Below are 22,011 nucleotides of genomic sequence, written 5' to 3' on the forward strand. Positions count from 1 at the left end.
CCGGAAGTCAGGTTCCCAGCAGTTCACCGACGGGCTTGAGGTGGTCGACGCGGTCGCAGATGGCCTTGACGACCATCATGATGGGAATGCCCAGCAGCAACCCCCACACGCCCCACAACCAGCCCCAGAACAGCACGCCGATGAAGACCGACACGGCGTTCATGCGGCTGGCCTTGCTGGTGAGCCACGGCACGAGCAGGTTCCCCTCGACCGTGTTGATGAGCAGCGAACTGCCCACCACCATCAGCGGCAGCTCGATGTCGCCGCCCTGGATGAACGCGACGATGCCCGCCCCGATCGTGACCAGGATGGAGCCGATGTACGGCACCAGGTTCAGCACCCCGGCCGCCACGCCCCAGACGGCCGCGTGCTTGAGCCCGAGCATGGCAAACACCGCACCGGTGGCGAAGCCCACGCCCACGCTGGCCAGCAGCTGCACCAGCAGGTAGCGCTGCATCTGGGCGTTGATCTCGTCCAGGGCCTGCACCGTGACCTTCTTCTCCGACAGCCCGGGCCCGGTGATCTTGACCAGCTTGCGCCGGAAGGTGTCGCCCGACAGCAGCAGGAAGTAGGTGAGGAAGGTCACCAGCGTCAGTTGCCCGATGAAGCTGGCCACGCCGATGGTGCCGCTCCACAGGTGGTCCCGCAGGTCGAACTGCGGCCTCTCCACGATGACGCGCTGCACGCCGCGCGGAGCGGGCGCCGGCTTGGCACCGTTGTTGCCCGCATCCTCGGCCGCCTTGGCCAGCTCGGCCGCCGCCTTCTGCATCGGCTCCAGTGGCCCGCTGCTCCTGCGGACCTTCTCGTTGACCACGTCGCGCAGCCGTTGCGCGGCCGACGGCAGCGAGTTGATCAGGTCGTTGGCATCATCGGCCAGCGACCAGATCGCCGCCCCGCTGCCACCCAGGATGCCCAGGATGAGCACGGCCGCGCCCACCGCGCGCGGGATGCGGAGGCGGACCAGGCCGTCCACGATGGGGGACAGCGCGTAGTAGAAGACGAACCCGAGCATGAGCGGGATGAAGAAGGCGTCGGCCCACTTCAGGATGGCCAGCACGGCCAGGGTGGCCAGCACGATGATGCCGATGTTGCGCGGGTCGCCGTGGGGATGCAGCACCACATGGGGTGCCTGCGTGGGATCGACCTGCTCGGGCGGGGGAACCTCCCGGAGGACTGTATCTACCTGCTGCTCTTCATTCATGGGGACCTTTGTCGCGCACCTGCCCGAGTCCCCGTTCCTCTAGCGTGTCAGCGCCTCCCGGACCGCGCTGAGTTGCCGCCTCGATACCGCCAGCAGCTCTTCGATGCCGTTGAGCCGCACCGCCCAGCCATCACCCTCTTCGGGGTCGTCGTGCTTCTCGAGGGCCCGCACCGCGCGCCGCGCCACGAGGGCGTTGCGGTGGATGCGCAGGAACTGCGCCGCGTGGCGCTCCTCGAGTTCGCTGAGCGATGCATCAAGGATATAGCTTCTGGCCGAGGTACGGACCGTGATGTACTTCAATTCGGCCTTGAAATAGAGAACCTCCGACAAGGGAACGCGCTCTGTTCTTCCACGATCCTGGATGACCAGCGTCTCGACGGCCTCCCCATTCCCCCGCCGGGCCGCCACCAGCCGCCCGACCTTCTGCAGCGCGACCTGCAACCGCTCGAGCCGCACGGGCTTGGTGAGGTAGTCGACCGCCTCCAGGTCGAAGGCAGCCACCGCGTGCTCTGCATGCGCCGTGACGAACACCACCGCCGGCTCGTTGGCCATGCCGCGCAGCGCCTGCGCCAGCGCCAGCCCATCGGCTCCGGGCATGCGCACGTCCAGCAGCACGGCATCGTAGGGATGCCGGCGCAGCGCTTCCATGGCTTCCATGGCGTTGGCGGCCTCGCCGGCCACCACGGCCGGGGGAGAGGCGCAATCGGACAGCAAGGTGCGCAGGCGAGCCCGCGCAAGCGACTCGTCGTCGACCACCAGCACCTGCAGACTTCCCGTCGTCATTGGCACCTCCACGTTGTTGGGGCTTGCGCCCGCCCCGAACCGACCCTGTGGCCTTCCTCAGGCCGGTACCTCGATGCGCACCTGGTACACCCCATCCCGCAGCGCCGTCCGGAACTGCACCTGCACGTCGTGCAGCAGGTGCAGCCGGTCGCGCACATTGTCCTGTGCCAGCCCGTGCCCCGGACGCCCCTGCCCCGCCGGCACCGTGTTGGTCACCTTGATCACCACCACCCCACCCCGGTGCTGCGTGCTGATCTTCACCTGCGCCCCGGCGGTGCTCGGCTCCACGCCATGCTTGACCGCGTTCTCCACCAGGGGCTGCAGCACCAGCGGCGGCACCTTGGCCTCGCCGGCCCGGGGATCGATGTCCCATTCGACCTTCAGCCGATCGCCGAACCGCACTTCCTCGATGGCCAGATAGCGTCGCGCGAGAGCCACCTCCTCGTCAAGTGTGACAGCCTCGCGGGGTTCGGCCAATGCGTGCCGGAAGAGGTCGCTCAGGTCCTCCAGCACCGTTTCGGCCCGGGCCGGGTCTTCCCGGACCAGGGCGATGGCCGTGTTCAGCGTGTTGAAGAGGAAATGGGGCCGGATGCGCGCCTGCAGCTCCGACAGGCGTGCCGCGGTCTCGGCCGGCATCCGGCCCTTGGCGCGCAGCACCAGGGCGGCCACCAGCGCCCCCGCCAGCAGGCCGCCCGCGGCACCGGCGGCGACCCAAGGCGCGCCCGCCATCAACCCGCTGGCAACCAGCACGGCGCAGGCCGCCAGCCCCGCCAGGACGCCCAGGGCCACGCCGAAGGCTTGCTGCAAGGCCGGCGGCACCCGCGCCAGCAGCTGCTTGAGGCTGCAGGCCACCAGCAGCCAGGCCAGGGTGGGCGGCAGCGACGCGAAACTCAGGAGCGCCAGCCGCAGCAGCCACTCCTGCCAGCCCGATGTCCCGAACAGGGCGCCGACGGCCATCACCAGTTCCACATACAGCACCGCGCGCAGCACCACGCCCAGCTGGCAGGCATCGAACACCAGCGGCCGCTGGCTCCCGGCCATGGGCGCCGCCGCCCGCCCGGCGTCGGGCAGCTCGGAGAAGGCCGATAAAATTTGGGAGTCTTTCATCAAGGTCGGGCTAACCCGATTATTGGTGAACTCCCCCACCCCGCCACCGGGGTCCAACCATGACCGGGTGCCGCCCGGCTGCCCTATGTCCCAACTCGATCACAAGTCCCAGGCCTGGTCCGCGCTGTTCTCCGAGCCCATGAGCGACCTGGTCAAGCGCTACACGTCCAGCGTGGGCTTCGACAAGCGCCTCTGGCAGGCCGACATCCGCGGCTCGCTGGCGCACGCCGGCATGCTGGCCGCCCAGGGCATCATTTCGAAGCAGGACCACGCCGACATCCAGCGCGGCATGGCGCAGATCACGCAGGACATCGAGTCCGGCCACTTCGAGTGGAAGCTGGACCTGGAAGACGTGCACCTGAACATCGAAGCGCGCCTGACGCAGCTGGTAGGCGACGCCGGCAAGCGCCTGCACACCGGCCGCAGCCGCAACGACCAGGTGGCCACCGACGTGCGCCTGTGGCTGCGCGACGAGATCGACGCCATCGCCACCCTGCTGGCGGAACTGCAGAAGGCCATGCTCGACCTGGCCGCCAAGAACGTCGACGTGGTGATGCCCGGCTTCACCCACCTGCAGGTGGCGCAGCCCGTGAGCTTCGCGCACCACATGCTGGCCTACGTGGAGATGTTCGGCCGCGACCGCGAGCGCATGGCCGACGTGCGCAAGCGCGTGAACCGCCTGCCCCTGGGCGCCGCCGCCCTGGCCGGCACCAGCTACCCGTTGGACCGCCAGGCCGTGGCCAACGCGCTGGGCATGGAAGGCCTGTGCGAGAACTCGCTCGACGCAGTGAGCGACCGCGACTTCGCCATCGAGTTCACCGCCGCCGCCACGCTGGCCATGGTGCACATCAGCCGGTTGTCCGAAGAACTCATCCTGTGGATGAGCCAGAACTTCGGCTTCATCCGCATCGCCGACCGCTTCACCACCGGCTCGTCGATCATGCCGCAGAAGAAGAACCCCGACGTCCCCGAACTGGCCCGCGGCAAGACCGGCCGCGTGGTCGGCCACCTCATGGGCCTGGTGACCCTGATGAAGGGCCAGCCCCTGGCCTACAACAAGGACAACCAGGAAGACAAGGAGCCGCTGTTCGACACGGTCGACACGCTGAAGGACACGCTGCGCATCTTCGCGGAGATGATGGCCGGCATCACCGTCAACCCGCAGCCGATGGAAGCCGCCGCCCGCAAGGGCTACGCCACCGCCACCGACCTGGCGGACTACCTGGTGAAGAAGGGCCTTCCCTTCCGCGACGCCCACGAGATCGTGGCGCACGCGGTGAAGGAAGCGCAGGGCAAGGGCGTGGACCTGTCGGAACTACCGCTGGAGACGCTTAAGGGCTTCCACGCGCTGATCGAGAACGACGTGTACGACGTGCTGTCGCTGCAGGGGTCGATGAATGCGCGGATGGTGGTGGGGGGGACGGCGGTGGAGAGGGTGCGGGAGCAGATCGCGCGACTGAGGGGGTGATATCGCCTCGCAGCAAGCTCTACAGATTAGTCAACCGGAATCAGATGACCCTGCTTTGCCGCCAATGCGATCCTCTTCTTCGCCTCCGCGTCCGTCGAATTGATTTCGCAAGCAAAGCCCGGTTTGGCTGTCTCCAAAGACCCCAGCTTACTTACGAGCGAACGCAGGTCGGAACTTCGTTCGGTAGGGAAATCAAGCCCGACCGTCAGTTCTGAGCACGGTTCAATCATTGCAGGTGCCTTGACACACACGATCCAGGGGACCGTTGTGATTTTGGCCTCGGCGGTTTGACTAAAGCTGACCAGCTCTCGGTACTGAGCCCGGCACTCAAACCCTTCGCGCTTCAAACCTTGGATGAAGGTTAGCGCTTTGACGCCTTCGTACGGGTGGCCCTCATTCAGCTTAGCTTCAACAGCCAGCACAGTTCTTACTTTTGAATCCAACGATTCGATCGCCAACGGATCGTATTTGCCGCCTCGCTCACAGGCAGAAAGCACCAGACAGAACGCAATAGTCGACAAGCGCATGGTCAGTTCCTCAAAGACGGTCCAACTTGAAGCTGAACTGCGGTCCCCCAGCGCATCAGAGACGATGACCATTTCCTTCCCAGATTACTGACCTCTCGCACGATCAGATTCGCAGCATGCCAACTCTGTGTGTCGAACAACTCCTGCGATCTGAATGGCGACATTGGCAGTTGACGATTGGCGTAGTAGCCATATCGTTCGATAAATCTGTCAATTCCGGCAAGACTTGCCTGCAGAAATTTTTCTCCTGCAGTCATGGATGCCGTCACCCCACCACTGCTCAAGAATTCGATCGCTTGATTGACCGTAAATTCGTAAGTGAATCGGTTACGCCCCCCGGGCCCTTCGATTTCGTTCGGTCTCAACAATCCCTCCCGCAACGCGCCTGCGCCACCCAGAAACCGCTCGGTGATCAGCCGGTAGTTGATGTCGCGTGTTTCAGGGCTCCGTAAGAAGGCGAACATGCCAGCCGACTCGAGCTGCTCCGCTGTTAATGCCCGCGCCTCCTGAACGGTGGATTGCACGCCGTTGAGTGTTGCGACCTTCTGGGAGGTCGTCAATCTTGTTCCGCTCACATTCTCCAGTGCCACCATGACCTGCCTGGTGGCGTCGAGTGCCTGGTCTTCGGAAATGTAGTCCTGGTAACTCAATTGCCTGATGTGCCCTCCAGGACTCGTGTACGAGATGAACTTTCCTTTCTCCTCGTGCCAGTACGAATGGAAGATGGAATCGACCAAGGCGTGCAGGGCAATGCCGACGACGATGTCGTCGTCCTTGTAGTCACTGATGATCCGCTGGAAGGTCAGGACGTTCTCTTCGGTCGGACGGCCGTTCAGGGCGTGCACGGCCTCCATGACCTTGAATCCAGCTTCGCGCGGCGCATACCCGGGCTCGGTCGCCATGTACCTGACACCGTTTCGGTAGGCGTCCACGATCGACAATTGGTCGGGCATCTGGGAATACCTCATGATCCGGTACAAGCGGTCCCGGTCCATGCCGACTGCTGCTCCGACTTGGCCGATCAAGTAGTAGTGTCCCGAGGCCGTTCCAGTCCCATACATCGTCGGTCCCGGCTGGATGCTCGCGAATTCGACGGACCGGTTTGCGATGTCCCTGTCGAAGTCGTCGGGGACCCGTGGCAGTGCCTGGCCAGAGAACATGGGGAGATCGGCACTCCCGGCCGGACTCATGAGGCTGCTGAACTGCGGGGCAGGCGTGATCTGGCAGTCCCGGTCGATGAGCATGTTCAGCGCGGCCATCCTGGATTCTTCGTTCTGCCTCCTGAGCTCGATGGACCGGAATGCCTCCTGAGGCGTGGATCTGGACGTTGGAACCAGGTCCTCGACGAGGGCATTGCCGAACGCGTCGATGGCAACCTGCTGCGTGGTGATGCGTCCACCCTTGGCTATCGCGGTCGCCACTCCTGCGGCAAAGCTGGTCAACGTGCGCGCTGCGAGCGCGCCCGAGCCGCTGTCGACATCCAGCGTCATTGGCTTGGCGATCTGACCGACGAAACTCCCCACGCCCGCCGCAGCGACATTGCGCCAGTCGAACCGTTGCTGAAGTCCGACGATCACGCCGATACCTTGCGTGAGCCCATTCGCCACCATGGCCCTCGCCACCGTGCCGGGAGGTCCGGCGAGCCCCGCCATGCCGAGCGGGACCGAATGCGTGACACCGGCACTGACGGCCGACAGGGCGACGGACCGCCAATCGAAGCTCTGGATGGTGCCGGTCGCCAGGCCGACGAACTGGCTCGCCAGGCCTCCCGCCGCCGCCCCGACCATCGCGGCTCCGAGACCACCAGCCCCGCCCGCACCAGCCAGGATGGCACTGCCCGCTGCCATGTTGCCCGCGACCGTTCCGGTGCTGGCTCCGACTGCGGTAGCGGCGCTGCTCGCAGCCGCCTGCACACCGCCACCGAACAGCCCTGAACCGGCCGCCGCTCCGCTGGTATAGATCGTCACCGCCACCGCCACCACCACCATCAACAGCTGCCCCGCCGATCCGCAACCGTCGGTGCCGGACGGCATGGCCATGACGGGCGTCATGTCGCCCGCCATCCGGGCCGGGTCGTAAGGGCGGAAGGTGGTGCCGTCGTTGCGCGCGGTGCCAACCGTGCTCGGGATGTTCAGCGACTGACCGACTTTCAGGCCGGTGCTCGAAGCGAGGCCATTGGCCTCGGCGATGCGGAACCACAGCCGGCCGTCGCCGTAGGCTGACTGGGCGATGCTCTGCAGCGTGTCGCCCGGGCGCACCTGGTACGCACCGGGGCTGGCGTTCGGGTAGCTGGCGCTGATGCGCGCATAGCCGAAGTCGAAATCCGCCAGGTTGGCGAAGTTCGGATTGCTGGCGGCTCCCGAAGCGGGGTTGGCGGGGTTGACGCCGACGCCGTAGACCCCCAGCACCTCGCCGTTGACGACCAGCTGGCGCTGCACGTTGCCGGCCTGGTTGACCCACAGGGCGCGGCCGGCGCCGTCATTGACGAAGCTGCGGTTGTTGCCGGGCTGGGACGAGTCGACGTAGCCGACCAGGAAACCATTGGCGTCGTACTGCTGGGTGCTGGCGCCGGGTTGCACCAGCTGGGTCGACCAGCCGGTGGTGGCCTGGGCGAAGTAGCCTTCCTGGCGACCGAGCGTGGTGGTGTAGCGCTTCGTGCCGCCGTCGCCTTCCCAGTTCGCCACCGCGTAGCCGCGCGCATTGCCGGCGGCGTCGTAGCCTTCCGCGCGCTGGACGGAGAAGGCTGGCCCGACGGTTTCCGCCGTGTCCCAGCTCGTGTCGGACCGGGCCGCGCCCTGGGCAGTGAGCAGCTTCTGGTGCAGCATCCGGCCGTTGGCGTCGTAGCGGTTGATGCGGATGTCGCGGCTGCTCGCCGGCGACGCCGCCAGTGCGTCGGCGACCAGTGACGCCAGCGCGGGAGGCACGGTCGCCGTGGGGCCCGACTGCACGACCCGGCTGGCGCCGTCGAACAGGCGCAGGTCGACCTGGATACCGTCGCGCTGCACCGACTGCAGGCGGTCGAGGGCGTCATAGCGGTACTGTTCCGTGCTCAGGCCCTCGCCGCGCGTGGATGCCACCGCCGTGGACGCATAGAGCGCCGCCCCGTCGGCCGCATAGCCGGTGATGGCCTGCTGGCCGGGGGCGATCGCGACCCGGTCGGCGCTCCAGGAGGTGTCGCTGGTCCGGTTGCCATTGCGGTCGAAGGTGATCAGGTGCCCTTGCCGACCAATGTTCCCGGCCGCGTCGACGGCGTCGACGACGACCTGGCGGTTCATGGCGTCGAAGCGGAAGAAGCGCTGCACCGTCTCGGTGGTCTCGCCCGCCACGCCCTGGTAATTGACGGATGTCGCGACCCGGGTGCGATTGCCCACCGCGTCGTAGTCCATGGAGACATGCACCCGTGCGTCGGCCACGTCCCGCAGGTTGCCCTGGGCGTCGAACGAGAGGTGGTTGTCCTGGTAGGTCGCCCCGCCCTGCACCACCCGTTCGCGGATGCGGCGTCCGCCCAGGTCGTAGGCGAAGGTGCTCACCTTGCCCAGGGCGGCGTCGGTGATGGAGACCTGCTGTCCGGCGGCGTCGTAGCCGAACGCGAGATTCTGCCCACGCGTGCTGGTTTGCCGGATGAGCTGGCGCGCGATGTCGTAGCCGTACGAATAACGCGCGCCGCCCAGGTCGGTGTGGCCGGTCAGCAGGCCGAAATAGTCGTAGCTCCAGGTGGCCGCGTAGCCATTGGCATCGGAGTCCGCGATCTTGCGGCCCTGGGCGTCGAAGGCGGCGCGCACCGGCTGGCCCAGCGGCTGGCGAGTCTCGATGACGTTGCCGCGCAGGTCGTAGGCGTAGCGGATCGTCTCGCCGTTGCCGTTGGTCTGGCTGAGCTTGCGACCGAGCTGGTCGTAGGCGTAGCGCACCCGCGTGGTGGTGGCCCCGCCTGCGGTGACGGAGCGCACCTGCGTGAGGTTGTTGCCCGCGTAGTCGTACCAGGTGGCCTCGCCGCTGGCGGTGGTGGCGCTCGCCAGGCGGCCGGCGGCGTTGTACCCGTACACCAGCGCGTTACCCGCCGTGTCGCGGCTGGACAGCAGGCGCATCGCTCCCGTGGACTGGTACCGCTGGGTGGCGCCGGTGCTGCCGTCGCGCCATTCGAGCTGGCCCTGGGAGGTGATCAGCGTGATGGTGTCGTGGGCACCACCGCCTTCGCGCGTGAGGTAGGCGCCGAGGGCGGCGTCCCAGGCGTATGCGGCGACCGAACCGTCGCGGTCGGTGCGTGTGAGGGTGCTGCCCACCGCGCCGAGGGTGCCGGCGAGCACCAGCGGCTGCGGGGCGGTGCCGTTGGTCCAGTTGTCGCCGTTGTCGTCGTTGAAGCTGCCCTGGCTGTTGTACGTCCTGAGCGCAAGCGCCTCGGGCCCGCGCGCCATGAGCCGGTCGTCGCGGGACTGCAGGACCAGGTTGCCGGTGGCGACGTTGACCAGCGCCTGTTCGCCGTTGCGGCCGGTGTTTGCAGAGCCGAGCACGCCCTGCTGCCCGAGCGTTCGCATCGAGCCGAGGTCCAGTCCCAGGCTGCTTCCGCTGACGATAGCCACCATTGCAACTGCCCCCTGTGAGGTCGTTCGGGATGGGCCGCAACGGGCGCGGCCTGCCGCAGGTGCGTCCAGCAGCTCCTGCCGACCAGTACATCGGGATGGCAGGGCCTCTCGTTTAGCGGCTAAACCGCCGGGCAGGACGGTGGATGGATTGGCAGGAGCAACAGCACCTTCGCGCCGCGGGCGGGCCATCCGCCTGCGGCGCCCCACCGGAGACCCGCGATGGACCATGAGACCCGCTACCGCGACCTGCTGGAGCAGGGCCTGCAAGCCAGCCGGGACCAGAGGGGAGCGGCCGCCATCGAGTTGTTCGCCCTCGCCAGCGACGTCGCACCGGCCGAGGGCATGCCCCATTTCCTCATGGCGTCCGAGCACGCGGCCGAGGGGCGCACTGAAGCCGCGGAGCGCGCCTTCGCCAACGCAGTCCTGCTGGCGCCCGGCTTCCACCTGGCCCGCTACCAGCTCGGGCTGCTGCAGTTCAGCTCCGAGCGGGCGGGCGCGGCACTGGTCACCTGGCAGCCGCTGCTGGACCTGCCGGCGGGGCAGCCGCTCGGCCACTTCGTGCGCGGCTTCGCCGCCCTGGCACGCGACGGCTTCGGCGCCGCGCTCGACGAGTTCCGGCTGGGCCTGGCGTGCAGCGAAGGCCAGCCGGCCCTGGCGGCCGACATTGAGCGGGTCGTGGCGGCCGTCCAGAAGCTGGCGCCGCCGGCGGACGGCTCTCCACCTCCTGCCGACGCGGCCGCCGGCCATGTGCTGTTGTCTGCCTACGCCCGCGGCCTGCACTGAGGCCCCGCCATGACCCGCATCGACTCAGGCCCTGCCCTCTCCACCTGGCTGCCCGCCGAAGCCAGCACGCCGGGCGTGCACGCCAAGCCCGCCTCGACGGCCCAGGCCCGCCCTGCGGCCCAGAGCCTGGCGGCCACCGCTCTGCAACGCATCCGCGCTGTCCCGCCGGACGACCCCGACCGCCGGCGCAAGGCCCTGCGCATCTACCTCGAGACCACACTGCTGCAGGCCTTCGGCACGCAACTGGCCCTCGATGGCGGGTTCACCCAGCTGCTCGATGCGGTGCAGGAGCGCATGGCCGCCGATCCGCAGATCGCGGCCGTGGCCGACCGGGCGGCGGCGATGTTGTGCGAGCAGGCGCCGGCGGGCTGAGCCCGCGCGCCGAGGGCGGGGTTCAGTCACGCCCACCCGTCCGGGCACTCGTTGCTGCAACGAGGAGCGCCTCGCACAGCGGCCCGGAATCCGACGCCCGGCACCGCTCCCGCGCCGAATGGCTGATCTCCAGATGCAACTGGCAAGTTACAGTTTGTATCCATGGAGACATCCACCCGCCTGCGCGGCGTGCGAGCCAGGCGCCCCTGACATGGCGCCTGCTCCGCCCGCCCCCGCCGCCCCAGCAACCGGCGCCGCCGTGCGCCAGCCGCAGCCGGCGGGCGTGCTCACCTCCTGGATCGAGCAGCTGCTGCACAAGGCCGCCGGGCCGCATGCGCAGTGCCTGCTGAAGGTCTCCGGCGAGCTGGGCGTGCGAGCCTGGGGCCGCGAGGCCGAGCGGTTGCACGATGCCCTGCGCGTGGTGGCCGCCGCGCTGGCCGAGCTGGACTACGGCCTGGTCACGCACGTGGACGGCACGCCCCACGACCCGCCCGACCTCGACAACTTCGCGCCGCTGTACCGGCGCGTGGCGGCCGCGCTGGAGCCGGTGGACGCCCTCGCCGGCGAGCTGGAGGCCTGGGTGCAGGCACACGGCGGCGGCGTGCGGCGCGCCCAGGTCGAACTGAAGATGGAACAGGAGCGGATGGAAGAGGCGCTGCTGCGGGGCGACGGCTGGCTGGCCGCCGCCTGGAGCGACCTGAAGAACCGCCGCCCCACGCCGGGCGACCGGGCCTCGATCGACAAGCTGCGCTTCCTGGCCCGCACCGCCGACCAGCTCGGGTCGCGGCTGCGCGGGCTGCATGCCGCCGGCCGTGCCGTGCGGGAGGCTTGCGACACCGCCCAGCAGGTGGTCGCGGTGCGCGCCGCCCTCGTGCGGCGGCTGCGCGAAGACCTGCCGCCGGCGCGGCGCGCCTGGGTGCTCGCACTCGAGCGCCTGCTGGCCGCGGCCCGCCAAGCCGGCACGGCCAGGCTGCCGGTGCAACCGCTGGCGCTGGCCGAGGCGGACTTGCGCCAGGTGCTGGAGCGCTGCCTGGCCGAGTGCGCCCGGCTGCGCCAGGACCAGCGCGGCCTGCAGCGCAGCCTGGCCACGGCCTGCGAGCAGCTGCGCGCGGCCCTGCAGCCGCCCGCGCCGCCGGCCGCCCCGGTTCAGCCCGCCGCGCCCCCGCAGCCCTAGGAAACCCCGGCCCCAGCTACCCCGACAGTTGCTTGCACATCGGTCGGGCGGCTTCTGGAATCATGGCGCCATGTCGGCCACGGTACGGCTCTGGATGCTCGCGCTGCTCTCGGCAGCGGTGCTGCTGTCGCGCTGCGACGCGCTGGCGCCCGGCGGGCTGTCGACCGCGCCCGACCTCGCCTCGGCCGACGTGGTGCAGCAACTGCAGGGCACCTGGCAGCGCGATGCCGCCGAGCAGGGCATGCAGGCGCGCCGCCTGCTCACCCTGCGGCCGAACGGCTCCTTCCTGGAGACGGTGCACGTTGTGGATGCCGGCGGCGCGGCCACCGACTTCATCCACGAAGGCACCTGGCTGTACGACGGCACCAACCTCAAGCGCCACTACACGAGCATGAACGGCAACCCGCCGTCGCGCCTGAACCTGCCGTTCGCGACCTTCGAGATCCGCTTCGAGTCGCGCAACGAATTCCTGGGCATCGACCGCATCCACGGCCACGAGGTGCGCTATCGGCGCGTGGCCGCCGACGCGCAGCCCTGACCCTCGATCGGGAGATGAATTGTGGGTGAGGCCCGCCATGACGGGGACGCCATCGTCATGCCGCGCTCACCCCGGCTCCATCGCCGGAACCAGGCCGCACCCGAGCCTGGGCAAGACTGAAAACGACAACTTCCTCCTGTCAGCCTTTTGGGTGAGGCCCGGCGGGTTACTGAAGAGCTCAGCGGTCCGTAAGCTCGTCGGATGGAACAGATCACCGGTCCCGTCCACGGTTACTGGCTGGCCTGCTACACCGTGCCCAGCGAGCAGGGCCACTATGCCTACGCCAAGCTGTGCATCGCCGCGCCCGACGACGTGTGGGAGGCGAACTTCGCGGTGCGCAAGGTCGGCGCCGGTCCCTGCACCGACCCCGCCGAGGCCATCCGCCTGCTGGTCGAGCGCACCACCAGCCGGCTGGCGCGCAAGGCCGCGCAGCCGAGCGAATGGATGATCCTGCTGGAGAGCACCCCGACGGCCCGTTGACGGGCCGACCCAACGCCTCGCGGCGCGGGATCGGCACGGGATCGGCTCAGATGTGCAGCGCGTGGCCCAGCGCCCGCAGCGCCGTCTCCTGCACCGCCTCGCCCAGGGTGGGATGGGCATGGATGATCCCCGCCACGTCTTCCAGCCGGGCGCCCATCTCGATCGCATAGCAGAACGCCGCCGCCAGCTCCGACACGCCGGTGCCCACCGCCTGCCAGCCCAGCACCTGGTGCGTGTCCTGGCGCGCCACCACGCGCACGAAGCCCTCGGTGCCCTCCAGGCTCATCGCCCGGCCGTTGGCCGCGAACGGGAACGAGGACACGACGACGTCCAGCCCGCGCGCCTCGGCCTCGTCGGGCGACAGGCCGGCGACCACCAGTTCGGGATCGGTGAAGCACACCGCCGGGATGGCCTGGGGCGCGAAGCGGCGCCGGTGGCCGGCCACCAGTTCGGCCACCATCTCGCCCTGCGCCATCGCGCGGTGCGCCAGCATCGGCTCGCCGGTGAGATCGCCGATCGCCCACACGTTGCGCATCGAGGTGCGGCACTGCTCGTCGACCTTCACCGCGCGGCCCGCCATGTCCAGCTGCAGCCCTTCGAGGCCGTAGCCGGCGGTGCGGGGCACGCGGCCGACGGCCACCAGCACCTTGTCGGCCGGCAGCGCGTACTCGTCGGCATTGCTGCTGCGCACGCGCAGCCCGTCGCGTGACTCGGTCAGGCCCTGCGCGGTGCAGTTCAGGTGCAGCGTGATCCCCAGCCGGCGCAGCGACGCCAGCACCGGCCGGGTCAGCTCCTCGTCGTAGGTGGGCAGCACCCGGGCCGCGGCCTCCACCACGGCCACCTCGGCGCCCAGCTTGCGCCAGGCGATGCCGAGCTCCAGCCCGATGTAGCCGGCGCCCACCACCACCAGGTGCCTGGGCCGCTCGGCCAGCGCCAGCGCCTCGGTCGACGAGACCACCGGCCCGCCCAGCGGCAGGTCGGGCAGGGACACGGCCTGCGAGCCGGTGGCCAGCAGCAGGTGCTCGCAAGTGATGCGCACCGGCTCGCCTTCGCGGGTGGCCACCTCCACCGTCTTGCCGTCGACGACCGTGCCCCAGCCCTGCACCACCTGGACGCCGGCCTTGCGCAGCAGCGCGCCGACCCCACCGGTGAGCTTGCCAACGATGCCGCCCTTCCACTGCTGCGCCTGGGCGAGGTCCAGCACCGGGTTCTCGACCCGGATGCCGAGCGCGTTGGCGCCGGTGAAGCGGCAGGCCTGCGCGTACTCCTGCGCCAGGTGGATCAGGGCCTTGGACGGGATGCAGCCCACGTTCAGGCAGGTGCCGCCCAGCGCCTCGCCCTCGACCAGCACGGTGGGGATGCCGAGCTGGCCGGCGCGGATGGCCGCGACATAGCCGCCGGGGCCGCCGCCCAGCACGAGCAGCTTCTTGTGCAGTGTCTTCATGCCATCACTCCACGAACAGCAGCGCCGGGGACTCGAGCAGCGCGCGGATCGCCTGCACGAACTGCGCCGCGTCCATGCCGTCGACCACCCGGTGGTCGAACGAGGACGACAGGTTCATCAGCGAGCGCCGGACCACGGCGTCGCCCTGGAACACCGGCCGCTCGACGATGCGGTTGACCCCGATGATGGCCACCTCGGGGTGGTTGATGACCGGCGTGGTGACGATGCCGCCCAGCGGCCCCAGGCTGCTGATGGTGATGGTCGAGCCGGCCAGCTCGTCGCGGCCGGCCTTGCCGCTGCGCGCCGCCTCGGCCAGCCGCGCGATCTCCTTCGCGCAGGCCCACACGTCCATCGCTTCCGCGTGGCGCAGCACCGGCACCAGCAGGCCGGCGTCGGTCTGCGCGGCCACGCCCAGGTGCACCGCCTCGTGGCGCGTGACCACGCCGGCATCGTCGTCGAAGCGGGCGTTCATCTGCGGGAACTCGGCCACCGCCAGCACCACGGCACGCGCGATGAAGGGCAGCACGGTGAGCTTGCCGCGGGTGGTGCCGTGCCTGGCATTGAGCTTGGCGCGCAGGGCCTCCAGCTCGGTGACGTCGATCTCCTCGACATAGCTGAAGTGCGGGATGCGGCGCTTGGCCTCCTGCATCTTCTGCGCGATCTTGCGGCGCAGGCCGATGACGGGCACCTGCTGCTCGCCGTGCTTCTCGCGCAGCCGGGCACCGCCGCCGACCGGCAACGGCTGGCCGCGCGACGCCAGGTAGACGTCCAGGTCGGCGTGCTCGATGCGCCCGGCCGGCCCGCTGCCGTGCACGAACTGCAGCTCGATGCCCAGCTCCCAGGCGCGCCGCCGCACCGCCGGCGAGGCGATCGGCTTGTCGCCGGGGGCGCGCTGCGGAACGGGCGTCGCCTTCGGGGGGCTCGGCTGGATGGTGCCCTCTACCGCCGGGCGAACGTTGGGGACTGGGCTGCGCGGCGGCTGGTCGACCTTGCTCGCCGCCACGGTCGGCGCAGCGTGTGCGCCCGCGTCGGTGGCCGTCTCCCGCACTGGGGCAGCAGCCGCGGCCCGGGCAGCCGGGGCGCCCGCCTTCACGTTCCCCTCGCCCGCCACCTCGATGCGCACCAGCTCCGCGCCCACCGCCATCAGCTCGCCGGGCTTGCCGCCCAGCTCCAGCACGGTACCGCTCACCGGCGACGGGATCTCCACCGTCGCCTTGTCGGTCATCACGTCGGCGACGATCTGGTCTTCCTGCACCGCGTCGCCGGGCTGGATGCGCCACTCGACCAGCTCGACCTCGGCAATGCCCTCGCCGATGTCCGGCATCTTGATTGCGTAGATTCCCATGGCGCTCAGCCTCCTTCCACCACGCGCCGCAGCGCGGCACCGACCCGGTCGGGCCCGGGGAAATACGCCCACTCCTGGGCGTGCGGGTACGGCGTGTCCCACCCGGCCACGCGCTCGATCGGCGCCTCCAGGTGGTAGAAGCAGTGCTCCTGCACCAGCGCCGACAGCTCGGCGCCGAAGCCGCTGGTCTTGGTGGCTTCATGCACGACGACGCAGCGGCCGGTCTTCTTCACCGACGCCACCACGGTCTCCAGGTCCATCGGCCAGATCGCGCGCAGGTCGATGATCTCGGCATCGATGCCGGCCTCCTGGGCGGCGGCCTCGGCCACCCACACCATGGTCCCGTAGGTCACCACCGTCACCTGCGACCCCGACCGGAACACCGACGCCTTGTCCAGCGGCACCCGGTAGTAGCCCTCGGGCACATTGCCCAGCGCATGCCGGGACCAGGGCACCACTGGCCGGTCGTGGTGGCCGTCGAACGGCCCGTTGTACAGGCGCTTGGGCTCCAGGAAGATCACCGGGTCGTCGCACTCGATGGCCGAGATCAGCAGCCCCTTGGCATCGAGCGGGTTGCTGGGCATCACGGTGCGCAGGCCGCAGACGTGGGTGAACAGCGCCTCCGGGCTCTGGCTGTGGGTCTGGCCGCCGTAGATGCCGCCGCCGCAGGGCATGCGGATGGTGATCGGGCAGGTGAAGTCGCCGGCCGAGCGGTAGCGCAGCCGCGCCGCCTCCGACACGATCTGGTCGGAGGCCGGGTAGAAGTAGTCGGCGAACTGGATCTCGGCCACCGGGCGCAGGCCGTAGGCTCCCATGCCCACCGCGGCGCCCACGATGCCGCCCTCGCTGATCGGGGCGTCGAAGCAGCGGTTGCTACCGTACTTGGCCTGCAGGCCCTCGGTGACGCGGAACACGCCGCCGAAGTAGCCCACGTCCTGGCCGAAGACCACCACGTTGTCGTCGCGCCCCATCATCACGTCCATGGCCGACCGCAGGGCCTGGATCATCGTCATCGGCTTGCTCTCGCCGGCTTCGCTCTCGAGGAGCTCTTCACGTGTCTTGGTCAGCATGTGGCCTCTCGGTGGATGCGGGAACCTTCGCGGACGGGAGTTCCGCCTTCGCATTCGGAGCTTCGGTAGTCATTCATCTCAGACCCCCAACTCCTGGCGTTGCGCCCGCAGGTGCGCGGGCATCTCGGCGTACACGTCCTCGAAGATCGACGCGGCGCTCGGGATGTGGCCGTCCAGCAGGGTGCCGTGGCTTTCGGCCTCCTTCTGCGCGGCGGCCACCTCGGCCTCCAGTTCGAGCCGCACCTGCTCGTGCTCCTGCTCGGTCCAGGCGCCCAGCCCGACCAGGTGTGCCTTCAGCCGCGCGATCGGGTCGCCGAGCGGGAAGCGCTCCCAGTCGTCGGCCGGGCGGTACTTGCTCGGGTCGTCCGACGTCGAGTGCGCCCCGGCGCGGTAGGTCACCCACTCGATCAGGGTCGGCCCCAGGTTGGAGCGGGCGCGCTCGGCGGCCCATTGCGAGGCCGCGTACACCGCCAGGAAATCGTTGCCGTCCACACGCAGCGACGCGATGCCGCAGCCGACCCCGCGCGCCGCGAAGGTGCTCGCCTCGCCGCCGGCGAGGGCCTGGAAGCTGGAGATCGCCCACTGGTTGTTCACCACGTTCAGGATCACCGGCGCGCGGTACACGTGGGCAAAGGTGAGCGCGGTGTGGAAGTCGGCCTCGGCCGTCGCGCCGTCGCCGATCCAGGCCGATGCGATGCGGGTGTCGCCCTTGATCGCCGAGGCCATCGCCCAGCCCACCGCCTGGATGAACTGGGTGGCGAGGTTGCCCGAGATCGAGAAGAAGCCGGCCCGCTTGAGCGAATACATCACCGGCAGCTGGCGGCCCTTCATCGGGTCGCCCGAGTTGCTCATGAGCTGGCACATCAGCTCGACCATCGAGACGTCGTCGCGCGAGAGCAGCAGGCCCTGCTGGCGATAGGTGGGGAAGCACATGTCGCCGGCGTCCAGGGCCGCCGCATGGGCGCAGGCAATCGCCTCCTCGCCCAGGCTCTGCATGTAGAACGAGATCTTGCGCTGGCGCTGCACCAGCAGCATCCGGGAGTCGAAGATGCGCGTCTTCATCATCGCGCGCAGCCCCTTGCGCAGCTGGACGGTCGAGATGTCCGGCGCCCACGGCCCGACGGCACGGCCGTCGCGGTCCAGCACGCGAACGAGCTCGTACGCGAGGTCCTGGGTGTCGAAGTGGGTGGTGTCTATCGGCGGCCTGCGGACGGCGCCGGCCTCCGAGACGTGGAGGTACGAGAAGTCGGTCGCACAGCCGGGACGGCCCGAAGGCTCCGGCACGTGCAGCCGCAAGGGCTGGCGTTCCATGCAATCACTCCGCGCGCGGGTGGCGCGCCATCAGGTCTGCAGAGCGGTGCCCGCCGGCGGGTAGCCGGGGGCTCCACGGAGGCCCGCGCCGGGTTGCGGCGCGGGTTGCTGGTCAGTGTAGGGGAAAGGTGCCGCGGGGTGGGTGCCGGGGCGCGGCCGGCCATCGCGTTCGGGCAGGGCTGGCATGGCCGCCGGCGATGGCTAGACTTCGGCCCCAATGCCCTTCCGCATCACCGTCGACCACACCGCCACGCACCTGGCCATCGCCTGCGAAGGGCCGGCCGGGCTTGGCGACCTCTGCGCCGCCGTCGACCTGGCCAGCGGCCTGGCCCGGCGCGAGGGCTACCCGCGGGTCCTGCTCGACCTGCAGGGCGTGGAGGTCGACCTGGGCTTCACCGACCACCTGCAGCTGGGCACCCACGCCGCCGAGCGCCTGTGCTCGCTGGAGCGGGTCGCGGCGGTCGTGCCGGCGCGCCTGCGCACCGGCATCAGCGAGAAGGCGGCGCAGAAGTCGGGGCTGCACCTGCGCTCGTTCACCGACCGCGACGAGGCGCTGCACTGGGTGCAGGCGTCCCTCACACCACCGGCACCTGTGCGTCCTTGAGGACCCGCAGCACGAAGCTCGACTTGCTGTGCCGGATGCCGGGAATCTTGTAGAGCTTCTCGCGCAGCAACCGCTCATAGTCACGCGTGTCACGCACCGCGATGCGGATGTAGTAGTCGTAATCGCCGGACACCAGGTAGGCCTCCATCACCTCGGGGATGGTCGCCAGCACGCGGCCGAAGGCGTACAGCGTCTCATCGGTGTGGCTCTCCAGCGTGAGCTGCACGATCACCGTGTCCTTCCAGCCCAGCCGGGCCCGGTCGAGGCGGATGCTGTACTGCTGGATCACCCCGTCGGCCTCCAGCCGCTTGATGCGGCTCCAGCACGTGGTGGGCGACAGGCTGACCGCGGCGCCGATCTCCTGCAGGGTGCGGCGCGAGTCCGCCAGCAGCTCGCGCAGGATGGCCAGGTCGAACTTGTCGTAGGTTCCCGTCGATTCATCGGGTTTGTCGGACTTCTTCGATTGTTTTTTCGGCGTTGCCACGTCCAGCCCTCGGAAAAACGAAGCCCATTCTGGCCCAGATGCCGAAAATCATCCACATGGACACCGCTACCGCCAACGACCTTCTCCAACGCGCCGCCAGCGGCACCGCCTCGGAGTGCAACGGCGCCGAGATCCTGCTGGATACGCTGCTCGCCTGCGGCGTCGACACGCTGTTCGGCTACCCGGGCGGCGCCGCCCTGCCGCTGTACGACGCCCTGTACCAGCGGCCGGCGCTGCGCCACGTGCTGGTGCGCCACGAACAGGCGGCCGTGCACGCGGCCGAGGGCTACGCGCGCAGCACCGGCCGGCTGGGCGTAGTCCTGGTCACCTCGGGCCCGGGCATCGCCAACACCATCAGCGGCCTGCTCGACGCCATCAGCGACTCGGTCCCGGTGCTGTGCATCAGCGGCCAGGTGGCCACGGCCGTCATCGGCACGCAGGCCTTCCAGGAGAGCGACGCGCTGGGCATGTCGCGCCCTGTGACCAAGTGGAACCACCAGCCGCAGCGGGCGCAGGAAGTGGCCGGGGCGGTGCGCAAGGCGGTCGAGCTGGCGATGAGCGGGCGGCCCGGGCCGGTGCTGATCGACATGCCCAAGGACGTGCAGCTGCAGCGCGTGGCCGTGCCGGCGCCCGCGTCCGTGCCGGCCGGCGCCCTGCCCGGGCGCGCCGCGCGCACCCATGCCGCGACGGCACAGGCGCTGCAACGGGCCGCCGACCTGCTCTCGACGGCGCGGCGCCCGGTGCTCTACGGCGGTGGCGGCCTGGTCAACTCCGGCCCCGAGGCCTGCGCCGCCTTCACCGCGCTCGGCCGCGACTGGAACCTGCCGACCACGCTCACCCTGATGGGGCTGGGCGCCTTCCCGGCCTCCGACCCGCACTTCCTCGGCATGCTGGGCATGCACGGCACGCTGGAGGCCAACCAGGCCATGCACCACGCCGACCTGATCGTCTGCGTCGGTGCACGCTTCGACGACCGCGTGACCAGCCGGCTGGCCGACTTCAGCCCCGGCGCGCGCAAGATCCACATCGACATCGACCCGGCCAACATCGACAAGGTGGTGATGGTGGATGCCGCCCTGCCCGGCGACTGCGGCGCGGTGCTGGCGGCGCTGCGCGCGCTGCTGCCGCCGGCGCCCCCGGCGGCGCGGCTGGACGCCTGGTGGCAGCGCATCGACGGCTGGCGCCAGCGCGACTGCCTGGCCTTCACGCCACGCACCGACACCATCCTGCCGCAGCACCTCGTGGCCGCGCTGCAGGCCCAACTGGCCGGCCGCGACGCCATCGTCTCCACCGACGTCGGCCAGCACCAGATGTGGGCCGCGCAGTACCTGCGCTTCGACCAGCCGCGCCGCTGGCTCACCTCGGGCGGGGCCGGCACCATGGGCTACGGCGTGCCGGCCGCCATCGGCGCGCAGGTCGCGCATCCCGACAAGCTGGTCGTCTGCGTGAGCGGCGACGCCTCGGTGCTGATGAACATCCAGGAACTGTCGACCGCCACCCAGCACGGCACGCCGGTCAAGGTGGTGCTGTCGAACAACGGCTACATGGGCATGGTGCGCCAGTGGCAGCAGCTGAACCACGGCAACCGCCTGAGCCACAGCTGGAACGCCGCCCTGCCCGACTTCGTGGCGCTGGCGAAGGCCTTCGGCTGGGGCGCCCGCAGCGTCGACGACCCGGCCCAGCTCGACGACGCCCTGGCCGAGTGCCTGGCCCACGACGGCCCCTTCTTCCTCGACGTGCGCGTGACCGCGCAGGAGAACTGCTACCCCATGATCCCGTCCGGCCGCGGGCACCACGAGATGATGCTGGCCGACGGCGTGTGGTTCAGCGAGGACGCGCGGGCGGGGTGAGGCCTGCCGCGGCGCGCCGGCCCCGCTCCGTCCTCGTTAGGCGGGCTCGACCCAAACCTCTCGTCGTGACGGGCTTTGACCCGGACCTCGTCATGGCGGGCTCGACCCGCCATCCATCTCCGGGACCTGGCACCGCCCGATGGAACGTTTCGGGGATGGATGCCGGATCAAGTCCGGCATGACGAAGGCGGTGTGATGGCGGACTCGCCCCACCTCGTCTGGCGGGCCCGAACCCAAACCTCGTCATGGCGGGCTTGACCCGCCATCCATCTCCGGGACCTGGCACAGCCCGATGGGCGATCGCGCCTCAGGACTTCGGCAACAGCGCCGCCAGCCGTTCCTGCCGCAGCACGTCGATGCCGTTGGCGGTGGCGAAGCGTTGCGCCTGCGGGCTCAGCTCGCCGAGCGTGACCAGGATGCCGTGCTGGGCCTCCTGCTCGCGCACCGCTTTGTCCAGCGCCTCCAGCACGTCGGCGCCCTGGCGCGCGGCCTTCCAGCGGCGCGCGCTCACCAGCATGCGCTGGCCGCCCTTCTCGATCGCCAGGTCGGCGGCGCCACGCGCGGCCTGGACCTGCCAGCCCTGGCGCGCATAGCCTTCGCGCAGCGCGGCCTCGAACTCCGGCCAGCTCATGCTCGCGGCGGCCTCCAGCCGGGCACGCGACTGCGCCGCGCTCGGCTGGCGCCACTGCCGCGACAGCGCGATGCAGCCGATGACGACGAAGGGAAACGCGCCCAGGCTGGCGAGGGTGCGGTAGGGCACCGGCACCAGCGCCTGGGTGAGCGCCACCACGGCGGCGGCGACCGCGAAGCTGATCCACCACGGCGAGCGCAGCAGCACCGCGAACAGCGAGTTCGGCGCCATGCGCGGGAACTTCATGGCCATCACAGCC

Annotated in this window: 19 protein-coding genes; 8 read left to right on the top strand and 11 right to left on the bottom strand. The window is 69.8% G+C overall.

Annotated features, from left to right (window positions below; translation table 11 throughout):
- Nucleotides 1-7: 7 nt before the first annotated feature.
- From GON04_RS06875 to GON04_RS06885, 3 genes are read right to left on the bottom strand one after another with little or no spacing between them, the layout of a single operon-like run.
- On the bottom strand, nt 8-1,201 hold the full coding sequence (locus GON04_RS06875; RefSeq protein WP_157397191.1) for an AI-2E family transporter: 1,194 nt from the start codon (nt 1,199-1,201) through the stop codon (nt 8-10).
- A 39-nt stretch (nt 1,202-1,240) separates the two neighbouring features.
- On the bottom strand, nt 1,241-1,984 hold the full coding sequence (locus tag GON04_RS06880) for a LytR/AlgR family response regulator transcription factor (protein ID WP_157398387.1): 744 nt from the start codon (nt 1,982-1,984) through the stop codon (nt 1,241-1,243).
- 57 nt (nt 1,985-2,041) lie between these two features.
- Nucleotides 2,042-3,091 carry a sensor histidine kinase gene (locus GON04_RS06885; RefSeq protein WP_157397192.1) on the bottom strand — a complete coding sequence of 350 codons (1,050 nt, stop codon included), beginning with the start codon at nt 3,089-3,091 and terminating at the stop codon, nt 2,042-2,044.
- Nucleotides 3,092-3,113: 22 nt separating this feature from the next.
- Here GON04_RS06885 and argH point away from each other — a divergent pair, with 22 nt between their 5' ends.
- Entirely contained in the window at nt 3,114-4,559 is a 1,446-nt protein-coding gene (gene argH / locus GON04_RS06890; RefSeq protein WP_370530039.1) for an argininosuccinate lyase, read from the top strand.
- Between the two features lie 26 nt (nt 4,560-4,585).
- Here the strand turns inward: argH and GON04_RS06895 are convergent, their stop codons facing one another.
- A complete protein-coding gene (locus GON04_RS06895) occupies nt 4,586-5,158 on the bottom strand; it encodes a hypothetical protein (RefSeq protein ID WP_157397194.1) in 573 nt (190 codons plus the stop codon).
- Nucleotides 5,089-9,666: a LysM peptidoglycan-binding domain-containing protein gene (locus GON04_RS06900; RefSeq protein ID WP_157397195.1), complete on the bottom strand. Its 4,578-nt coding sequence runs from the start codon at nt 9,664-9,666 to the stop codon at nt 5,089-5,091. The genes GON04_RS06895 and GON04_RS06900 overlap by 70 nt, the downstream gene beginning before the upstream one ends.
- 219 nt (nt 9,667-9,885) lie before the next feature.
- Here GON04_RS06900 and GON04_RS06905 point away from each other — a divergent pair, with 219 nt between their 5' ends.
- The 5 genes from GON04_RS06905 to GON04_RS06925 all read left to right on the top strand — a co-directional run bounded on the left by GON04_RS06905 (nt 9,886) and on the right by GON04_RS06925 (nt 13,013).
- Nucleotides 9,886-10,449: a hypothetical protein gene (locus GON04_RS06905; RefSeq protein WP_157397196.1), complete on the top strand. Its 564-nt coding sequence runs from the start codon at nt 9,886-9,888 to the stop codon at nt 10,447-10,449.
- Between the two features lie 9 nt (nt 10,450-10,458).
- Nucleotides 10,459-10,821, top strand: coding sequence for a hypothetical protein (locus GON04_RS06910; RefSeq protein ID WP_157397197.1), 363 nt, complete (start codon nt 10,459-10,461; stop codon nt 10,819-10,821).
- 211 nt (nt 10,822-11,032) lie between these two features.
- Nucleotides 11,033-11,995, top strand: a complete 963-nt coding sequence (locus GON04_RS06915) for a hypothetical protein (protein ID WP_157397198.1) — start codon at nt 11,033-11,035, stop codon at nt 11,993-11,995.
- A gap of 70 nt (nt 11,996-12,065) precedes the next feature.
- On the top strand, nt 12,066-12,533 hold the full coding sequence (locus GON04_RS06920; protein ID WP_157397199.1) for a hypothetical protein: 468 nt from the start codon (nt 12,066-12,068) through the stop codon (nt 12,531-12,533).
- A gap of 201 nt (nt 12,534-12,734) precedes the next feature.
- The gene (locus GON04_RS06925) at nt 12,735-13,013 is read left to right on the top strand and encodes a hypothetical protein (RefSeq protein ID WP_157397200.1); all 279 of its coding nucleotides are present in this window, start codon (nt 12,735-12,737) and stop codon (nt 13,011-13,013) included.
- A gap of 46 nt (nt 13,014-13,059) precedes the next feature.
- Here GON04_RS06925 and lpdA read toward each other — a convergent pair whose 3' ends face one another.
- The 4 genes from lpdA to GON04_RS06945 all read right to left on the bottom strand — a co-directional run bounded on the left by lpdA (nt 13,060) and on the right by GON04_RS06945 (nt 18,183).
- The gene (lpdA, locus tag GON04_RS06930; RefSeq protein WP_157397201.1) at nt 13,060-14,457 is read right to left on the bottom strand and encodes a dihydrolipoyl dehydrogenase; all 1,398 of its coding nucleotides are present in this window, start codon (nt 14,455-14,457) and stop codon (nt 13,060-13,062) included.
- A gap of 4 nt (nt 14,458-14,461) precedes the next feature.
- The gene (locus GON04_RS06935; RefSeq protein ID WP_157397202.1) at nt 14,462-15,802 is read right to left on the bottom strand and encodes a dihydrolipoamide acetyltransferase family protein; all 1,341 of its coding nucleotides are present in this window, start codon (nt 15,800-15,802) and stop codon (nt 14,462-14,464) included.
- Nucleotides 15,803-15,807: 5 nt separating this feature from the next.
- A complete protein-coding gene (locus tag GON04_RS06940) occupies nt 15,808-16,815 on the bottom strand; it encodes an alpha-ketoacid dehydrogenase subunit beta (protein WP_157398388.1) in 1,008 nt (335 codons plus the stop codon).
- A 135-nt stretch (nt 16,816-16,950) separates the two neighbouring features.
- Nucleotides 16,951-18,183 carry a 3-methyl-2-oxobutanoate dehydrogenase (2-methylpropanoyl-transferring) subunit alpha gene (locus tag GON04_RS06945; RefSeq protein ID WP_157397203.1) on the bottom strand — a complete coding sequence of 411 codons (1,233 nt, stop codon included), beginning with the start codon at nt 18,181-18,183 and terminating at the stop codon, nt 16,951-16,953.
- Between the two features lie 217 nt (nt 18,184-18,400).
- On the opposite strand from GON04_RS06945, the gene GON04_RS06950 reads away from it, so the two are divergent.
- Nucleotides 18,401-18,787, top strand: a complete 387-nt coding sequence (locus tag GON04_RS06950; RefSeq protein ID WP_157397204.1) for a hypothetical protein — start codon at nt 18,401-18,403, stop codon at nt 18,785-18,787.
- Here the strand turns inward: GON04_RS06950 and GON04_RS06955 are convergent.
- Nucleotides 18,759-19,196 carry an Lrp/AsnC family transcriptional regulator gene (locus GON04_RS06955; RefSeq protein ID WP_157398389.1) on the bottom strand — a complete coding sequence of 146 codons (438 nt, stop codon included), beginning with the start codon at nt 19,194-19,196 and terminating at the stop codon, nt 18,759-18,761. The two genes, GON04_RS06950 and GON04_RS06955, sit on opposite strands and share 29 nt — an antisense overlap.
- Nucleotides 19,197-19,327: 131 nt before the next feature.
- Between GON04_RS06955 and ilvB the strand changes: the two genes are divergently transcribed.
- Entirely contained in the window at nt 19,328-21,121 is a 1,794-nt protein-coding gene (ilvB, locus tag GON04_RS06960; RefSeq protein ID WP_157397205.1) for a biosynthetic-type acetolactate synthase large subunit, read from the top strand.
- 307 nt (nt 21,122-21,428) lie between these two features.
- On the opposite strand, the gene GON04_RS06965 is transcribed toward ilvB, so the two are convergent.
- The gene (locus tag GON04_RS06965) at nt 21,429-22,004 is read right to left on the bottom strand and encodes a restriction endonuclease (RefSeq protein ID WP_232532948.1); all 576 of its coding nucleotides are present in this window, start codon (nt 22,002-22,004) and stop codon (nt 21,429-21,431) included.
- Between the last annotated feature and the right edge of the window lie 7 nt (nt 22,005-22,011).

Source organism: Ramlibacter pinisoli (genome assembly GCF_009758015.1).
Taxonomy (GTDB): domain Bacteria; phylum Pseudomonadota; class Gammaproteobacteria; order Burkholderiales; family Burkholderiaceae_C; genus Ramlibacter; species Ramlibacter pinisoli.